This window comes from Prosthecomicrobium pneumaticum (assembly GCF_014199915.1).
GTDB lineage: Bacteria > Pseudomonadota > Alphaproteobacteria > Rhizobiales > Kaistiaceae > Prosthecomicrobium > Prosthecomicrobium pneumaticum.
Genome location: NZ_JACHOO010000002.1, coordinates 611785 through 627245, shown reverse-complemented (window position 1 = coordinate 627245; position 15461 = coordinate 611785). Strand labels below are relative to the sequence as shown.

Genomic DNA, 15461 nt, shown 5'->3' with positions numbered 1-15461 from the left:
AGGAAGATGATGGAGCGTCCTGGACAGACCGGCGGTCCGCTCGCGCGGCACGCCATGGCCTATGTGCTCGCCGGGGGCCGCGGCAGCCGGCTGCTCGAACTGACCGATCGGCGGGCGAAGCCGGCTGTCTATTTCGGCGGCAAATCGCGCATCATCGACTTCGCCCTGTCCAACGCGCTCAATTCGGGCATCCGCCGGATCGGCGTCGCGACACAGTACAAGGCGCACAGCCTGCTGCGCCATCTCCAGCGCGGCTGGAACTTCTTCCGCCCCGAGCGCAACGAGACGCTCGACATGTTTCCCGCCAGCCAGCGCATTTCCGAAGAGCAGTGGTATCTCGGCACGGCGGATGCCGTCTATCAGAACCTCGACATCATCGAGAGCTACGATCCCAAATATCTGGTCATTCTGGCGGGGGATCACATCTACAAGATGGACTATGAGGAGATGCTGAAGCAGCACTGCGAGAGCCAGGCCGACGTGACCGTCGGCTGCCTCGAAGTGCCGCGCATGGAGGCGACCGGCTTCGGCGTCATGCATGTCGACGAGCAGGATCGGATCCTCGCCTTCGTCGAGAAGCCGAAGGACCCGCCGGCGATCCCCGGCAAGCCCGACAGCGCGCTCGCCTCGATGGGCATTTATGTCTTCGACACGCGCTTCCTGATGGAGGAACTGCGCCGCGACGCCGCCGACCCGCATTCGAGCCATGATTTCGGCAAGGACATCATTCCCGCCATCGTCAAGGGCGGCAAGGCGGTGGCGCATCGCTTCGAGAACTCCTGCGTCCGTTCTCCGGGCGAGACCGGCGTCTATTGGCGCGATGTCGGCACGGTCGACGCCTATTGGGAGGCGAACATCGCCTTGACCGACGTGGTCCCCGACCTCGACCTCTATGATCGGGACTGGCCGATCTGGACCTATGGCGAGATCGTCCCGCCGGCGAAATTCGTCCACAACGAGGAGCATCGCCGCGGGCACGCGCTGTCCTCCCTCATTTCCGGCGGCTGTATCGTCTCCGGCTCGCAGCTCAACCGGTCGCTCCTGTTCACCGGAGTGCGCGTGAATTCGTACGGCAGTCTCGAGGGCTGCGTCGTGCTGCCCTATGTCGAGATCGGCCGCGGTGCGCGATTGAGAAACGTCGTCATCGATGCGCGGGTCCGGATCCCCGAGGGGCTGGTGGTCGGTGAGGATCCCGAGGCGGATGCGCGGCGCTTCCGCCGCACGGAGAAGGGGATCGTGCTGATCACCCAGACGATGATCGATCGCTTGGGAGGCTGATCCTGGCTGCGACCGACGAGCCGCCGCGCAAGACCGTGCGGCCGCGCAAATCCCCGACGCGCAAATCCCCGACGCGCATGGCCGCGACCGGCGCGGCGACGGCGCCGCAGTCCCCGGCCGACCCGATCAGCGAGCCGGCCGGCGGGGATATCGCTGCGGCGACCGAGCCCCCGGCGGCGCCGGCCGAGCCGCGCCCTGCGCTCCGCGCGCTGTCGGTGACCTCCGAGGTCTATCCGCTCGTCAAGACCGGCGGTCTCGCCGATGTCGCCGGCGCGCTGCCGAAGGCGCTCGCCGATCACGGCGTCGAGACGGTGACGCTCGTCCCCGGCTATCCGCGCGTCATGGCCGCGCTCGAGGCGGCCGAGCCGGTGCATTTCTTCGCCGATCTGTTCGGCGGGCCGGCGCGCCTCCTGCGCGCCTCGGCCGCAGGGCTCGATCTCCTGATTGTCGACGCGCCGCATCTCTACGATCGGCCGGGCGGCCCCTATCTCGATCCGAACGGACAGGATTTCGCCGACAACCCGATCCGCTTCGCCGCCCTCGGCGCCGCGGCGGCCGCGGTCGGCCTCGGCTATGCCGGCAGCTGGCAGCCCGATCTCGTGCACGGCCACGACTGGCAGTCCGGACCGGCGATCGCCTATCTCGCCTATGCCGAAGGGCCCCGGCCGGCGACGGTGGCGACCGTGCACAATCTCGCCTTCCAGGGCCAGTTCGCACTGTCGCTGGTCGGCGTGCTCGGCCTGCCGCCCCGCGCGCTCTCGGTCGAGGGCGTCGAGTATTTCGGCTCGGTCGGCTATCTGAAGGCCGCACTCCGGCTCGCCGACCGGGTCACCACCGTATCGCCGAGCTATGCCCGCGAGATCCGGACACCCGAGGGCGGCATGGGGCTCGACGGGGTGTTGCGGGCGCGCGGCGCCGCCTTCAGCGGTATCCTGAACGGCATCGACACCGGCATCTGGAACCCGCAGGCCGATCCCCTCGTGCCGCATCCCTTCGGGCCGGATTCGCTCGCCGAGCGGCAGGGCAACAAGGCGGCGCTGCAGCGCAGCCTCGGCCTCGACGAGCATCGCGACGCGCTGCTTTTCGGCGTCGTCAGCCGGCTGACCTGGCAGAAGGGGCTCGACCTTCTCGTCGACCGGCTCGATGCCTTGATGATGACCGGGGCGCAGCTCGTCGTGCTCGGCGACGGCGACGCCGCGATCGCCGAGGGCCTGCGCGGCATCGCGGCGCAGCATCCGAACCGGGTGGCGCTCGCGACCGGCTATGACGAAGGCCTCGCCCATCTGATCCAGGCCGGCGCCGACGCGCTGCTCGTGCCGTCCCGTTTCGAGCCCTGCGGGCTCACCCAGCTCTGCGCGCTCCGCTATGGCGCCCTGCCGGTGGTGTCGCGCGTCGGCGGGCTCAACGACACGGTGATCGATGCCAATCCGGTGGCGCTCGCCGCGGGGGTGGCGACCGGTTTCCAGTTCGGACCGGTGTCCGCGCTCGGCCTCGAGGCGGTGCTCCACCGCGTCGTCGAGCTCTGGCGCGACCGGCCGGCCTGGCGCCGCATGCAGGAGAACGCCATGCGCACCGACGTCTCCTGGGACCGGGCTGCGGCCGCCTATGCCGCGCTCTACCGGCAGGCGGTCGCCGAGCGCGCGGTCGGCGAATGATGCCCCTCGGCCTCGGCCGGCCGGAGCCGCTCGGCGCGGCCTATGACGGGGCCGGTGTCAATTTCGCCGTCCATTCGGCCCATGCCGACGCGATCGATCTGTGTCTCTTCGACGCCGATGGCGGCGAGACGCGCATACCGCTGCCCGGCCGGACCGGCGCGGTGTTCCACGGCCGCGCCGAAGGGCTCGCCCTCGGCGCCCGCTATGGCTTCCGCGCGCATGGCCCCTTCGCACCGCATAAAGGCCACCGGTTCAACCCGGCCAAACTGCTCGTCGATCCCTTCGCGGCGGCGCTCGACCGGCCCTTCGCGCTCCATCCCTCCCTGTTCGATGCGCGCCGGCTCGGCGCGGCCGAGGACGGGGCCGACAGCGCCCCCTTCGTACCGAAGGCGCTCGTCATCGCCGATCTTCCTGCCGCGTCGCGTCTCGCATCGGCCGTGCCGTGGGACCGACAGATCGTCTACGAACTGCATGTCCGCGGCTTCACGATGCGTCATCCCGGCGTGCCCGAGGCGCTGCGCGGCACCTTCGCCGGGCTCGCCCAGCCGGCGGCGGTCGAGCATCTCGTCCGGCTCGGCGTGACGACGGTGGAGCTGATGCCGTCCGCCGCCTGGATCGACGAGCGGCATCTGCCGCCGCTCGGCCTCTCCAATTACTGGGGCTATAATCCGATCGCCTTCTGCGCGCCCGATCCGCGGCTCGCGCCCGGCGGCTGGCCGGAGGTGCGCGCCGCGATCGCCGCGCTGCACGCCGCCGGGATCGCCGTCATCCTCGACGTCGTCTTCAACCATTCCGGCGAGAGCGATCATCTCGGCCCGACCCTCTCGATGCGCGGCCTCGACAATGCCTCCTGGTACCGGTTGCGGCCGGATGACCCGGCCCTCTATATCGACGATGCCGGCTGCGGCAACATCCTCGCCGCCGACCGGCCGATCGTCGTGCGGCTCGTCATGGATGCGCTGCGACGCTGGGCGGATGCCGGGCTCGACGGCTTCCGCTTCGACCTCGCCACCACGCTCGCCCGGCGACCGGGCGGCTTCGACGCCGAGGCGCCGCTCCTGACCGCGATCGCGCAGGATCCGCGGCTGCGCGATCTCACGCTGATCGCGGAACCGTGGGACATCGGCCCCGGCGGCTACCAGCTCGGCGAGTTTCCGGCCGGCTGGGGCGAGTGGAACGACGAATACCGCGACGCGGTGCGTCGCTTCTGGCGCGGCGATGCCGGGTTGCTCGGCGCCTTCGCGACGCGGTTCGCCGGTTCGGCCGATGTCTTCGTGCCCCGCTGCCGGCCGCTGTCGCGCTCGATCAATTTCGTCACCGCGCATGACGGCTTCACCCTCGCCGACCTCGTCGCCTATGAGCGCAAGCACAATCGCGCCAATGGCGAGGACAATCGCGACGGCACGGACGACAACAAGAGCTGGAACAACGGCGCCGAAGGGCCGAGCGACGATCCGGCGGTCGCCGCCGCGCGGGCGAACGACGTGCGGGCGCTGCTCGCCACCCTCCTCGTCTCGCGCGGCACGCCGATGCTCGCGATGGGCGACGAGGCGGGCCGCAGCCAGGCGGGCAACAACAATGCCTATGCGCAGGACGGCCCGATCGCCTGGTTCGACTGGGCGGGCAAGGACGAGGCGCTCGTCGACTACACCGCCGCGCTGATCCGGCTGCGCGCGCGACATCCGGCGCTGCGGGACGAGCGGCCGCTCGGCGGCGCGCCGAACGATCAGAGCGGCGTGCCCGACGTGCTCTGGCTGCGGCCGGACGGCGCGCCGATGGCCGAGGCGGACTGGCACGGCGGCCGTGCGGTCGTCGCCGTCCTCTATGCCGATGCGGATCGGGTCGCGGTGGCCGTCAACGGCGCGCCCGAGGCGCCCGCGCTCAGGCTCGCGCCGCCGCGGCCCGGCTTCCGCTGGGAGCGGGCGATCGCCTCCGCCGAGCCGCCGGCGCCGGATCGGCTCGCGCCGCGCTCGGTGTCGGTGTTCGTCGAGGTCGCGGCGCCGGAGTGAGGCGTCCGCGCAACGATGCTTCGCCGTCGCGCGAGAATTTCCGAGCACCCTCTTTCGCTTCCGCAAAAGCGGGCCTATCTTTTGATCATCGTCAACAAACGGAAGGAGGTGATCCAGTGTCTCATTGTCACGCATCGCGGTCGTCGGAGACCCGGGTCCTCGCCTTTGAGGGTTTCGCTGCGTAACACCGACGTTCGTCCGGCCCTTGCCGGAACGCGGTCAGGCAATGGAGGGGTCGCTCGACCGAGCGACCCCTCTTTGTATTTGATGGTTGCTTGGCGGCCCCGCCGCGGCAGGAAGGAAGCATGAGCCGTCCGATCCGCATCTTCGTCGATGCCGACGCCTGCCCGGTGAAGGACGAGATCTATCGCGTCGCCGAGCGTCACGACCTCGCCGTCTTCATCGTCGCCAACGCCTTCGTCCAGGTGCCGCGCGACCCGCGCATCGAGCGGGTGATCGTGCCGGCGGGGCCGGACGTCGCGGACGACTGGATCGCCGAGCGGGCGGCGACGGGCGACGTGGTGGTCACGGCCGATGTGCCCCTCGCCGCGCGCTGCGTGAAGACGGGTGCGACGGTGATCGGCCCGACCGGGCGCCTCTTCGACGACGCCTCGATCGGCATGGCGCTCGCCACCCGCAATCTGCTCGACGAGCTGCGCTCGGCCGGCGCCGTGACGCGCGGACCGCCGCCTTTCGCGAAGAAGGACCGCTCGGCCTTCCTCTCCGCCCTCGACCTCGCGATCCGCAGGCTCTCTCGCGCGGCCTGAGCGCGTCAGAGAAGCGTGCGGCGGAGGAAGCCGACGATCTGGTCGCGCGCCGACCGGGCGCCGTCGAGGAGCCGGGTCTGGTTGAGGAAGCCGTGCGGCATCCCTTCGTAGATCGTCAGCTCGACCGGGTTGCCGGCCGCGGCGAGCCGCGGCTCGAGGGCGAGCGTGTCGTCGAGCAGGGGGTCGAGCGCGGCCGCGATCAGGAGCACCGGCGGCAGGCCTGCGAGATCGGCGGCGGCGAGATCGTCGAGCACCTGCCGGCGGAGCGCGGCGTCGGGCAGGTAGCGCGACCAGAACCATGCGAGCCGGGCCGTCGTCAGCCCATAGCTGCCATCGCCGAAGTCGCGGTGCGAGGGGCTGTCGTGCCGGTCGCTCAGCATCGCATAGACGAGCGCCGCGGCCCGGAAGCGGCCGAGCCCGGCGGCCCGATCGGCGAGCAGCTGCTGCAGGGCGAGATGCGCGCCGGCCGAATCGCCGCCGATCGCCATGCGCTGCGGATCGAGCCCATGGGCCGCCCCATCGCTCGACAGCCAGGCCGCGACCGCGGCGACCTGGCGCGGCGCCGCGGGGTAGGGGTGTTCCGGGGCCAGCGCATATTCGAGCCCCACCACGGCGATGCCGGCCTCGCTCGCGATCTCGCGCTTCACCCGGTCGAGCGTCTCGAGCGTCCCTTGCGCGAAGCCGCCGCCATGGATGTGCAGATAGACCGGATGCGGGCCGGGCCCGTCGGGCTTGTAGAGACGCAGCGGCACCGGCGGCTCGGCGGCCACCGTCGCGGTCTCGACGGCCGGCTGCGGCCCGCCCTCGTTCAGGAAATGCTGGAAGCGCAGATTGGCGGCACGGACCTCATCGGCCGGCGCCTTGACGAAATCGAGCTGCACGATGCCGGCATCGGCTGCTGCCCGCTGGGCGGCCTTCACCTCGTCGGCGAGCGCCGGCTTCGTTTCGGTCGTCATGATCCTTACTCCTCCCGCTTGTCGGCGCCCGAGAAGGGCCGCCCAAGAAAGGCCGAGCCGCCGCATTGCGCAAGAGGGGTCCGGGCTTCGGGCCAGTTCGGGCGTCCCGCGGCAGCGTCTTCACCACGGCCTCGAGCTTCACCCGGTCCGGCACGGCGGCGTCCGTCCGAACGCGCTCGGCTGGGCGTTCATACGTCGATATACCCTGTTCAGAACATTCTTATTGATGGTCTGGACATCATTCTTCAGGCGCGATAGAGTCGTGCATCAGTCGGAGCCACGATGATCACCGCCGCGCAGATGCGGGCCGCCCGGGCCCTGCTCGGGATCGACCAGCGCCAGCTCGCCGAGCTGTCGGGCGTCTCTCTGCCGACCATCCAGCGGATGGAGGCGAGCGAGGGCACGGTACGCGGTGTGATCGACACGCTGACCAAAGTCGTCGAGGCGTTCGATGCCGCCGGCATCGAGCTGATCGGCGACAACGCGCCGAGCCAGGGCCGCGGCCGCGGTGTCCGGCTCAAGGACGCGAAAGCGTGATCGGGGGCGACGGCTGACCACCCGCGACGGCGACCGCCGACGAGAAGCCGACGATCCCGCCGCCTTTCATTCCTGAAGGCGGATTGAATGGCTGCCCAGACCCGCGAAGCGAGCTTCGCCGACCTCTACACCCCGAAACTCGTCACGGTGCTGCGCGAGGGCTACCGCCTCGCCGACCTGAAGCCCGACATCGTCGCCGGGCTCACGGTGGCGATCGTCGCGCTGCCCTTGTCGATGGCGATCGCCATCGCCTCCGGCGTCACGCCCGACCGCGGGCTCTATGCCTCGATCGTCGGCGGCTTCATCGTCTCGGCGCTCGGCGGCAGCCGGTTCCAGATCGGTGGGCCGGCCGGCGCCTTCATCGTACTCGTCGCGGCGACCGTCGCACGGCACGGCGTCGACGGGTTGATGCTCGCCACCATGATGTCGGGCGTCTTCCTGCTCTTGATCGGCCTCCTGCGGCTCGGCACCTTCATCAAATACCTGCCCTATCCGGTGACCGTCGGCTTCACCTCGGGCATCGCTGTCATCATCTTCTCGAGCCAGATCAAGGATCTGTTCGGCCTGACGCTCGACCATGAGCCGGGCCCGCTGCTGCCGAAGCTCGAGGCACTCGCCGGCGCCATGCCGACGCTCAATCCCGCCGCGCTCGGCGTGGCGCTCGGCTCGATCGCCGTCATCATCGCGGTGCGCCGGCTGCGGCCGCACTGGCCGGCCTTCCTGATCGCCGTCGCGGTCGCCTCGGTCGCGGCGCTCCTCCTCCATCTGCCGGTCGAGACGATCGGCACGCGCTTCGGCGGCATTCCGCAGAGCCTGCCGCTGCCGCATCTGCCGCCGATCTCGCTCGACCTGATGGTCGATCTCTTGCCCGATGCGATCGCCTTCACCCTGCTCGGCGGCATCGAGAGCCTCCTGTCGGCGGTCGTCGCCGATTCGATGACCGGCCGGCGGCACCGGTCGAACAGCGAACTGGTCGCGCAGGGCGTCGCCAACATCGTCACGCCGCTCTTCGGCGGCATCTGCGTCACCGGCACGATCGCCCGCACCGCGACCAATGTGCGCGCCGGTGCGCGCGGGCCGATCGCCGGCATGCTCCACTCCGCCTTCCTGCTCGTCTTCATCCTCGTCGCCGCGCCGCTCGCGAGCTATATCCCGCTCTCCGCGCTCGCGGCCGTGCTCGCGGTCGTGTGCTGGAACATGGCGGAAAAGCACCAGTTCGCGACGCTGGTGCGCGCCTCCTGGGGCGATGCGCTGGTCCTCCTCGCCACCTTCCTCCTCGTCGTCTTCCGCGATCTGACCGAGGGCATTCTCGCCGGGTTCATCATCGGCACGCTGCTCTTCGTCCACCGCATGGCGCAGACGGTCGAGATCGAGAGCGGCCGGCCGCTCGCGCAAGCCGATCTCGCCGACGCACCCGACGGGGCGCGGGAGCGCTACGATACGGCGGTCGCGACGGACGAGGACGTCGTGCTCTGCCGGATCTCCGGTGCCTTCTTCTTCGGCGCGGCGGCGAGCGTCGGTGCGGTGCTCGACCGGATCGGCGCGCATCCGAAGGCCTATGTGATCGATTTCGCCGCTGTGCCGATCCTCGATTCGACCGGCGCGGCGACGGTCGAGGGCTTTGTCGGCAAGGCGCGGCGGGCGGGCGCGCGGGTCTTCGTTTCGGGCGCGCGGCCGTCTGTGCGGCGGGTGCTGCTCGCCCATGGCGTGCGCATGCCCGAAGTGGTCTTCGAGAACGATGCGGAGACGGCCCTCGCCGCAGCCCATGCGGCGGCGAGGGGGGAGGCGGTGGCGACCTGAGCCCCGGCGGGGGCTCAGCTGCCCTTCATTGTCTCCTGGAAGGTCGCGAGGTGCTTCTGCTGCGCCTCGAGCATCCGCTCGCGATAGACGCCGTAGATGATGTCGGTGTCGTGCAGCGTGACGCCCGGAATGGTCGGCGAGGCGAAGACCGGCAGCTCGACGTTCCGCTTCGACAGCTGGTCGGCGGTGCGGGCGATCAGCTCGTGCGTCAGGGCCATCGCGAGCACGGTCGAGGAGCCCGACACCGGCCGGCTCCAGCCCTCGATCGGGACGATCGCGTCCTCGACCGGCGAACCGGTGTCGATGACGACATCCGCGATGTCCTTGAGGCGCTTGCCCGAGGAATGCTTGGCCGGGCGGTCGTTCTTGGCGCTCGTCACGGCGACGACGAAGAGGCCGCGCTTCTTCGCATAGAGCGCGGTCTCGATGCCGGCCGAATTGGTGCCGGAATGACTGTAGATGATGATCGAGTCGCCCGGATTGAGCGGCTGGTGGTCGAGGAACTTGTCGATGTAGTTTTCGGTCCGCTCGAGCCACAGCAGTTCGCGCACGCCGCCGGCGCCGAGCACGTTGTGCCACATCACGCGCGGGTCGGTGAGCGGGTTGAAACCGACATAGGTGCCGTAGCGCGGGAAGGCCTCCTGGCAGGGCAGCACCGAATGGCCCGAGCCGAAGAGATGGACGAGGCCGCAATCGGCGAGGCTCTGCGCGAAGCGCTCGGCGACCTGCGAGAGATTGGCGTCGTTCTCGCGCCCGGCGGATTCGATCAGCGCCGTCAGGCGGTGCAGGTAGAAATCGGTCATGGTCTTCTCTTTTCTTCTCTCGGGAGAGCTCGGAGCGAGGGGTTGATCAAAGCCGCAGCGTCGAACGGATCTCGTAGCGATCGCCGCGCATGATGGAGCTCGTGAATTCGAACGGTCCGCGCGCATCGACGGTGACGCGCTCGACGATGAAGCCCGGGCTACCCTCCGGCACGCCGAGCAGCTTCGCCTCTTCGGCCGGCACCGCGCCGACGCGATAGAGTTCCGTCGCCTCCACCGGCTCGATGCCGAAGCGCCGCTTCAGATGCAGATAGAGCGAGCCTTCCGCGAGCTCTTCGTCGAAGAGGCCGGGCACCCGGTCGGCGCGCAGATGGGCGTTCTGGATGCCGACCGGCGCGTCATTGCCGATCCGCAGGCGGCGGATCAGGAACACCTCCTCGCCCTCATCGATCTCGAGCGCGGCGGCGACGAGTGTCGAGGCAGGCACGCGGGCGCGCTCGAGCACCAGCGAGCCGACCGAGACGCCGAGCGCCCGCATCTCCTCGGTGAAGCTCGTCAGCCCGCGCGCGCCGGCAACGACGGTGGCGCTCCGCACGAAGGTGCCGCGGCCGTGCTCGCGGCGCAGCAGCCCCTGCGCCTCGAGATTCTTGAGCGCGTGGCGGACGGTGATGCGCGACACGCCGAGCAGATCGCAGAGCCGGTCCTCGGCCGGGATCTGGCTCGCCGGCGGCCATTCGCCGCTTTCGATGCGGGACCGGATGGCGCGCTCGGCCTGGTGCCAGAGCGGCTCCGGCCGCCGGCGGTCGAGATCGACGGCGGGCGTCGTCTTGGTCATCGGCGGATCCTCCACCAGTCGGAACCGAGCGTCGCGGCGATCGCCGCACCGGTCAGCCCGGCACGCGGGCCGAAGGCGCCGACCTCGACGCGGACGGCGCGCAGATGCGCCGGCAGATTGCGGATAAGCGCGGCGCGCAGGTCGGGCATCAGCACGTCGGCCGCCTCCGAGACGCCGCCGGCGAGCAGCACGGCCGAGGGGTCGAGCAGGCCGACCGCGCCGGCGAGTGCCGCGCCGAGCGCGGCTGCGGCGGGAGCGATCGCGGCGCGCGCCTGCGGGCTGCCGGAGCGGGCGGCGGCGATCAGCGCGGCGCCATCGGCGAGGCCGACCGTCCGCGCCGCTCGGTCGAGCGCCGGGCCGGCGGCGTTCCGCTCGAGCCAGCCGAGCCGCTCGGCGCCGGGATCGGCGGGATCGCCATTTGCCCAGCCGAAGGAACAGGCGCCGCCGCGCGCGCCGCGCACGATCCTGCCCGCGGCGAGAACGGCCGAGCCGATGCCGGTGCCGATCGCGACGAGGAGGGCGTCGTCGAGGCCTTTCGCAGCGCCGGCCGACGCTTCGGCGACCAGCGCCATCTGCGCGTCATTGCCGGCGGCGAGCGGCAGGCCGCGGCAGAGCGGGGCGAGGTCGACGCCGTCGAGCGCCGGCAGGTTGGGCATCCAGCGCGACACCGTGCCCTCGACGAGACCGGGTGCGGTGAGGCCGATGGCGGCGACGTCCGGCGCCGCCTCGAGAAGGGCGCCGATCCGGGCGGCGAGCGCCTCCGGTGTCTGCGGCGCCGGCCAGTGTCCGGCCGGTTCGAGCGCGGTCGGCGCGGCGGCCGGCGCGGTGGCGGCGCGCAGGCTGGTGCCGCCGAGATCGAGGGCGAGGACGCGGCTCATCCGTGCTTTCCCCCGCAGCCACAGGCGGGCCGCAGCCGCATCGGCGGCATGAACTGGCCGAAGCCCGCGCTCCAGGAATGCGAGGTGGTGGCGAAGGCCTGGGCGTAGGTGACGCCGCGCAGGCAGCCATGCGTTCGGTAGAGCGCGCTGTAGTAATCGACATAGGGGAAGCTCGCGAGGCCGCGCGCGAGCTCGTATTCGAGGATGCCGGCGCGCCAGGCCTCGAAACCCTCGGTGACGTCGACGAGCTGGCTCGGCACGAAGCCCTCGTCGTCCTCCCAATTCTGGCCGAAGAGAAGGAGATCGGGCGTGTGGGCCGGCGCGGCGCGGACGAGGGTCGGCAGGGCGGCGTAGAAGACGGCCTTCCTGGTCGCCTCGCCGGCGGCACGATGGTCCTTGTGCCAGCTCCCCGACCAATGGGTGATGACGGTCTGCGGCTTCGTCTCGCGGATCACGTCGCAGATCCGGAGCGCCGTTTCGTCGGTGTCGGGCAGGAAGGCATCCGGCAGGTCGAAGCCGAGCCAGGAGATGCCGAGCCGGGCGGCGCAGCGCGACGCCTCCTCCTTCTTCTGCGCGGCATAGGCATCGGGGGCGAGCCGCGTGTGCCCCTGCTCGCCCATCGTCAGGTGCAGGAAGGTGACCGCGGCGCCGCGGGCGGCTGCGGTGGCGGCGAGCGGCCCGGCGATCACCTCGGCATCGAAGGCGTGTGCGCCGACGACGAGCACCGGCCCGCCGGAATAGATGCGATCCTCGATCATTTCAGTCCTCCGCCCGCGCCGACACCTTCGCGGATCTGCCTCGCGAGCAGCACATACATGAGGAGCACCGGCGCCATCGAGAGGGCGAGCGAAGCGAAGACCTCGCCCCATTCGGTCCGGTACTGGCCGATGAAGCTCATCGTCGCGAAGGGGACGGTGCGCAGGTCCTGATCGAAGATGAAGATCAGCGGGAAGAAGAAGTCGTTCCACACCGCGATCGCCGTGAAGATCGCGACGATCGCCACCGCCGGCCGCACGATCGGCAGGATGACGAGGAAGAGCACGCGCCATTCCCCGGCGCCGTCGATGCGGGCCGCCTCTTCGAGTTCGCGCGGCAGGGCGCGCATGAAGTTCGCGAAAATGAAGATCGCGAAGGGCAGCCGGATCGCGACATAGACGAAGACGAGGCCGAGCCGGCTGTCGAGCAGGCCGAGCTCCTTCATCAGCGTGAAGAGTTCGACCGAGGCGAGCCGGATCGGCAACATGATGCCGGCGAGGAAGAAGGCGAGCACCGGCGAGGCCCATTTCAGCTCGTAGCGGCTGAGCGGATAGGCCGCCATCGCGGCGAAGAGAACGGTGAAGACGACCGCGGCTCCGGTGACGCCGAGGCTGTTGAGCAGGTAGCGGCCGAAATCGACATGCGTCCAGGCCGAGATGAAGTTCTGGAAGGTCCAGGCGGAGGGCAGGCCGAACTTGTCGTTGTAGATCTCGGCCGTCGTCTTGAAGCAGGAGACGATGAGAATGTAGAGCGGCAGCGCGACGGCGGCGGCCCAGGCGAGGAGCACGATCCAGCCGGGGACCTGCCCGATGCGGTGACGGAGGGCGAGGGAGGTCATGCCGGCTGCACCGTGCGGCGCTCGAAGAAGCGGATGAGCAGGATCGTGACGAGCGTCAGCAACAGGAAGAGCGCCGAGCCGAGCGCGAGCGCGAGCCCGATATCGGTGATGCCGACCGCGCCGATGGCGCCGAAGGCGAGCCGGTAGAAATAGGTGACCAGCGTGTCGGTCGCGTAGTTCGGGTTCCCGGCCACACCCTGCATCACATAGACGAGGTCGAACTGGTTGAAGGTGTTGATGAAGGAGAGCGTCGTCAGCGACGACACGGCCGGCACCAGCAGCGGCAGGGCGATGCTCCACAGCGTGCGCACCGGGCCGGCGCCGTCGAGCCGCGCCGCCTCGAAGACGGAGGGGTGGATCTGGCGCAGCCCCGCGAGGAAGATGAGCACCGGCAGGCCCATCCAGTTCCAGGCGTCGATGGCGATCAGCACGTAGAGCGCATAGGTCGAATTGCCGAGGATGGTCAGCCGGCCCTCCATCAGACCGAGCGCGGAGAGCATCGCCTCGACCGCACCCTCGGGCGAGAGAAGCAGCTTCCACAGCGCGCCGACGATCACCGGACTCAGCACCGCGGGGAAGAAGAAGACGGACTGGAGCAGCGCGGTGCCGCGGCCGCGCCGGAAGAGCAGATAGGCGAAGATCAGTCCCAGCCCGTTCTGCAGCAGCATGACGCCGGCGAACCAGATCACGTTGTGGCCGAAGGCGCCGAAAAGGAGATCGCGGCTCGGCGGCTCGACCAGGCGGACGAAATTGTCGAGGCCGATGAAGCCCTGCTGGCGCAGGCCGCGCCAGCGGAACAGGCTGCCCCACAGCGAGAGGGCGAGCGGATAGACGATGAAGACGACATAGAGGGTGAGCGCCGGCAGGATGAAGAGGAAGGCGCGGCGGTGCCGTGCGAAGGCGGCGGCGGAAAACCGCCGTCCCGTCCGCGCCCTCCCGGTCCTTGTTGCTTCGGCCATGCCCCTCTCCGCGCCTTATGGGCGGGCCGCGTCGCCGCGGCCCGCATCGGCATCACTCTTTCGGCTTGAACCAGGTGGAGACCGCCGCATCGGTATCGGCGGCGAGCTTCTCGGCGGCAATCTTGCCCTCGATCATGTCGATGATGCCGGCCTGGATGACCGAGGAGGCGGTCGGCGTCTGCCAGCGGTAGCCGACCAGAGTCAGGTAGGGCGTCGCGTGCTTCTGCATCTCGAGCATCGCCTTCAGCACCGGGTCGTTCGCCGTCGCGTCGATCCGGGCCGGCGGCCAGCCCAGCTCGTCCGCGAAGAGCTGCGCGAATTCGGCCGAGGCCATGAAGCGCAGCACCTCGACCGCCGCGTCCTTGTTCTCGCTGTCGGCGACGAGGCCGTAGGAGCCGTCCGAGAAGGTCGATGTGTAGGCGGGCTCCTCGGCCTTGTCGGTCGGGAAGGCGAAGATCGAGAAGTGGAGGTTCGGATTCTGGCTCTTGAAGCTGCCATTCTCCCAAGCGCCGCCGAAGAACATCGCCGCCTTGCCGGCGATGAACTGCTGGGTGGCGGTCGTATAGTCGACACCGGCGAAGCCGTCCGAATAATAGGGCGCGAGCGCCTTCACCCGTTCGAGCGCCGCGACGAAGCGCGGGTCGGTGAACTTCGCCTTGCCGCTCATCATCTCGTCGTAGAAGCCGGGGCCGTAGACGGTCGGTCCGACGACGCCGAGGCTGATCTCGAGCGCCCAGCCGGAACCGTTGGCGCCGCCCGCGGCGATCGGCAGGATGCCGGCTGCCTCGAGCTTCTCGCAGGCCGCGACGAAGGCCTCGTAGGTCTTCGGAATCTCGATGCCCTGCGCGGCGAAGATGTCGGTGTTGTAGAACACGCCCATCACCGGCGTCGAATAGGGCACGCCATAGATGAGGCCATCGGAGACGGCGCGCGAACCCCCGAGCGCGGTCTCGGGAAACGCCTTCAGCTCGGGAACGCTCTCGTCGAGCGCTTCGAGATAGCCGGCCTCGACGAGCGGCTGCAGCTCGCCATAGGCCTTCAGCTGCGCGATGTCGGGGCCCGCGCCACCGCGCAGCGCGGTCGACAGGCGGTTCTGATAGTCCGCATCGGCCGTGAACTGCAGGTCGACCTTGATGTCCGGGTTCTTCGCTTCGAAGGCGTCGAAGATCCGGTTCATCGCCGCCTCGTCCTCGGTCCGCCAGCTCCACAGCGTGACCGTCGTCTGCGCGAAGGCGGGCGCGGCCAAGGCCGCGAGCGCGCCGAACATCGCGGCAGCCGCGACCGGGGCCTTCCAGCGGCGACGCTTCTCGATCCGTTCCGTCATGAGATTGTCCCTCTGATCATCGACATTATGTCGTTATAACGTCCTGACCTTAGAGTCGATCTTCGCCCGCCGGCAAGAGAGAAATTGAGCGGGGGTGAAAGTTCGGCG

14 protein-coding genes are annotated in these 15461 nt (G+C 69.9%); 6 read left to right on the top strand and 8 right to left on the bottom strand.

The window, feature by feature from the left end; all coding sequences use genetic code 11:
- The first annotated feature begins 9 nt into the window (after positions 1 to 9).
- The 4 genes from glgC to GGQ63_RS06585 all read left to right on the top strand — a co-directional run bounded on the left by glgC (position 10) and on the right by GGQ63_RS06585 (position 5709).
- Complete coding sequence (gene glgC / locus GGQ63_RS06600) at positions 10 to 1278, top strand: glucose-1-phosphate adenylyltransferase (protein WP_183853788.1); 1269 nt, start codon at positions 10 to 12, stop codon at positions 1276 to 1278.
- Between the two features lie 77 nt (positions 1279 to 1355).
- Positions 1356 to 2933 (top strand): glycogen synthase GlgA, encoded by a 1578-nt coding sequence (gene glgA, locus GGQ63_RS06595; RefSeq protein WP_183853785.1) that lies wholly within the window; start codon positions 1356 to 1358, stop codon positions 2931 to 2933.
- Entirely contained in the window at positions 2933 to 4942 is a 2010-nt protein-coding gene (gene glgX / locus GGQ63_RS06590) for a glycogen debranching protein GlgX (protein ID WP_425502066.1), read from the top strand. Before glgA ends, glgX begins: the two co-directional genes overlap by 1 nt.
- A gap of 305 nt (positions 4943 to 5247) precedes the next feature.
- On the top strand, positions 5248 to 5709 hold the full coding sequence (locus GGQ63_RS06585) for a YaiI/YqxD family protein (RefSeq protein ID WP_183853781.1): 462 nt from the start codon (positions 5248 to 5250) through the stop codon (positions 5707 to 5709).
- 5 nt (positions 5710 to 5714) lie between these two features.
- Here the strand turns inward: GGQ63_RS06585 and GGQ63_RS06580 are convergent, their stop codons facing one another.
- A complete protein-coding gene (locus GGQ63_RS06580) occupies positions 5715 to 6665 on the bottom strand; it encodes an alpha/beta hydrolase fold domain-containing protein (protein WP_183853779.1) in 951 nt (316 codons plus the stop codon).
- A 282-nt stretch (positions 6666 to 6947) separates the two neighbouring features.
- Here GGQ63_RS06580 and GGQ63_RS06575 point away from each other — a divergent pair, with 282 nt between their 5' ends.
- Positions 6948 to 7202 (top strand): helix-turn-helix domain-containing protein, encoded by a 255-nt coding sequence (locus GGQ63_RS06575; protein ID WP_183853777.1) that lies wholly within the window; start codon positions 6948 to 6950, stop codon positions 7200 to 7202.
- An 87-nt stretch (positions 7203 to 7289) separates the two neighbouring features.
- On the top strand, positions 7290 to 9002 hold the full coding sequence (locus GGQ63_RS06570; RefSeq protein WP_183853775.1) for a SulP family inorganic anion transporter: 1713 nt from the start codon (positions 7290 to 7292) through the stop codon (positions 9000 to 9002).
- Positions 9003 to 9016: 14 nt separating this feature from the next.
- On the opposite strand, the gene GGQ63_RS06565 is transcribed toward GGQ63_RS06570, so the two are convergent.
- The 7 genes from GGQ63_RS06565 to GGQ63_RS06535 are packed head-to-tail and all read right to left on the bottom strand — an operon-like array spanning position 9017 to position 15353.
- On the bottom strand, positions 9017 to 9805 hold the full coding sequence (locus GGQ63_RS06565) for a sugar isomerase domain-containing protein (RefSeq protein ID WP_183853773.1): 789 nt from the start codon (positions 9803 to 9805) through the stop codon (positions 9017 to 9019).
- Positions 9806 to 9851: 46 nt separating this feature from the next.
- Complete coding sequence (locus tag GGQ63_RS06560) at positions 9852 to 10598, bottom strand: GntR family transcriptional regulator (RefSeq protein ID WP_183853771.1); 747 nt, start codon at positions 10596 to 10598, stop codon at positions 9852 to 9854.
- A complete protein-coding gene (locus GGQ63_RS06555) occupies positions 10595 to 11476 on the bottom strand; it encodes an ROK family protein (protein ID WP_183853769.1) in 882 nt (293 codons plus the stop codon). The genes GGQ63_RS06560 and GGQ63_RS06555 overlap by 4 nt, the downstream gene beginning before the upstream one ends.
- A complete protein-coding gene (locus GGQ63_RS06550) occupies positions 11473 to 12234 on the bottom strand; it encodes a PIG-L deacetylase family protein (RefSeq protein ID WP_183853766.1) in 762 nt (253 codons plus the stop codon). The genes GGQ63_RS06555 and GGQ63_RS06550 overlap by 4 nt, the downstream gene beginning before the upstream one ends.
- Positions 12231 to 13070, bottom strand: coding sequence for a carbohydrate ABC transporter permease (locus GGQ63_RS06545; protein WP_183853764.1), 840 nt, complete (start codon positions 13068 to 13070; stop codon positions 12231 to 12233). The genes GGQ63_RS06550 and GGQ63_RS06545 overlap by 4 nt, the downstream gene beginning before the upstream one ends.
- A complete protein-coding gene (locus GGQ63_RS06540) occupies positions 13067 to 14029 on the bottom strand; it encodes a carbohydrate ABC transporter permease (protein ID WP_183853762.1) in 963 nt (320 codons plus the stop codon). Before GGQ63_RS06540 ends, GGQ63_RS06545 begins: the two co-directional genes overlap by 4 nt.
- Before the next feature lie 52 nt (positions 14030 to 14081).
- A complete protein-coding gene (locus tag GGQ63_RS06535; RefSeq protein WP_183853760.1) occupies positions 14082 to 15353 on the bottom strand; it encodes an extracellular solute-binding protein in 1272 nt (423 codons plus the stop codon).
- Positions 15354 to 15461 lie beyond the last annotated feature (108 nt).

Coding starts and splice junctions, on each gene's coding strand:
- glgC (WP_183853788.1), top strand. CDS start 10: ATGGAGCGTCCTGGACAGACCGGCGGTCCGCTCGCGCGGCACGCCATG.
- glgA (WP_183853785.1), top strand. CDS start 1,356: ATGGCCGCGACCGGCGCGGCGACGGCGCCGCAGTCCCCGGCCGACCCG.
- glgX (WP_425502066.1), top strand. CDS start 2,933: ATGCCCCTCGGCCTCGGCCGGCCGGAGCCGCTCGGCGCGGCCTATGAC.
- GGQ63_RS06585 (WP_183853781.1), top strand. CDS start 5,248: ATGAGCCGTCCGATCCGCATCTTCGTCGATGCCGACGCCTGCCCGGTG.
- GGQ63_RS06580 (WP_183853779.1), bottom strand. CDS start 6,665: ATGACGACCGAAACGAAGCCGGCGCTCGCCGACGAGGTGAAGGCCGCC.
- GGQ63_RS06575 (WP_183853777.1), top strand. CDS start 6,948: ATGATCACCGCCGCGCAGATGCGGGCCGCCCGGGCCCTGCTCGGGATC.
- GGQ63_RS06570 (WP_183853775.1), top strand. CDS start 7,290: ATGGCTGCCCAGACCCGCGAAGCGAGCTTCGCCGACCTCTACACCCCG.
- GGQ63_RS06565 (WP_183853773.1), bottom strand. CDS start 9,805: ATGACCGATTTCTACCTGCACCGCCTGACGGCGCTGATCGAATCCGCC.
- GGQ63_RS06560 (WP_183853771.1), bottom strand. CDS start 10,598: ATGACCAAGACGACGCCCGCCGTCGATCTCGACCGCCGGCGGCCGGAG.
- GGQ63_RS06555 (WP_183853769.1), bottom strand. CDS start 11,476: ATGAGCCGCGTCCTCGCCCTCGATCTCGGCGGCACCAGCCTGCGCGCC.
- GGQ63_RS06550 (WP_183853766.1), bottom strand. CDS start 12,234: ATGATCGAGGATCGCATCTATTCCGGCGGGCCGGTGCTCGTCGTCGGC.
- GGQ63_RS06545 (WP_183853764.1), bottom strand. CDS start 13,070: ATGACCTCCCTCGCCCTCCGTCACCGCATCGGGCAGGTCCCCGGCTGG.
- GGQ63_RS06540 (WP_183853762.1), bottom strand. CDS start 14,029: ATGGCCGAAGCAACAAGGACCGGGAGGGCGCGGACGGGACGGCGGTTT.
- GGQ63_RS06535 (WP_183853760.1), bottom strand. CDS start 15,353: ATGACGGAACGGATCGAGAAGCGTCGCCGCTGGAAGGCCCCGGTCGCG.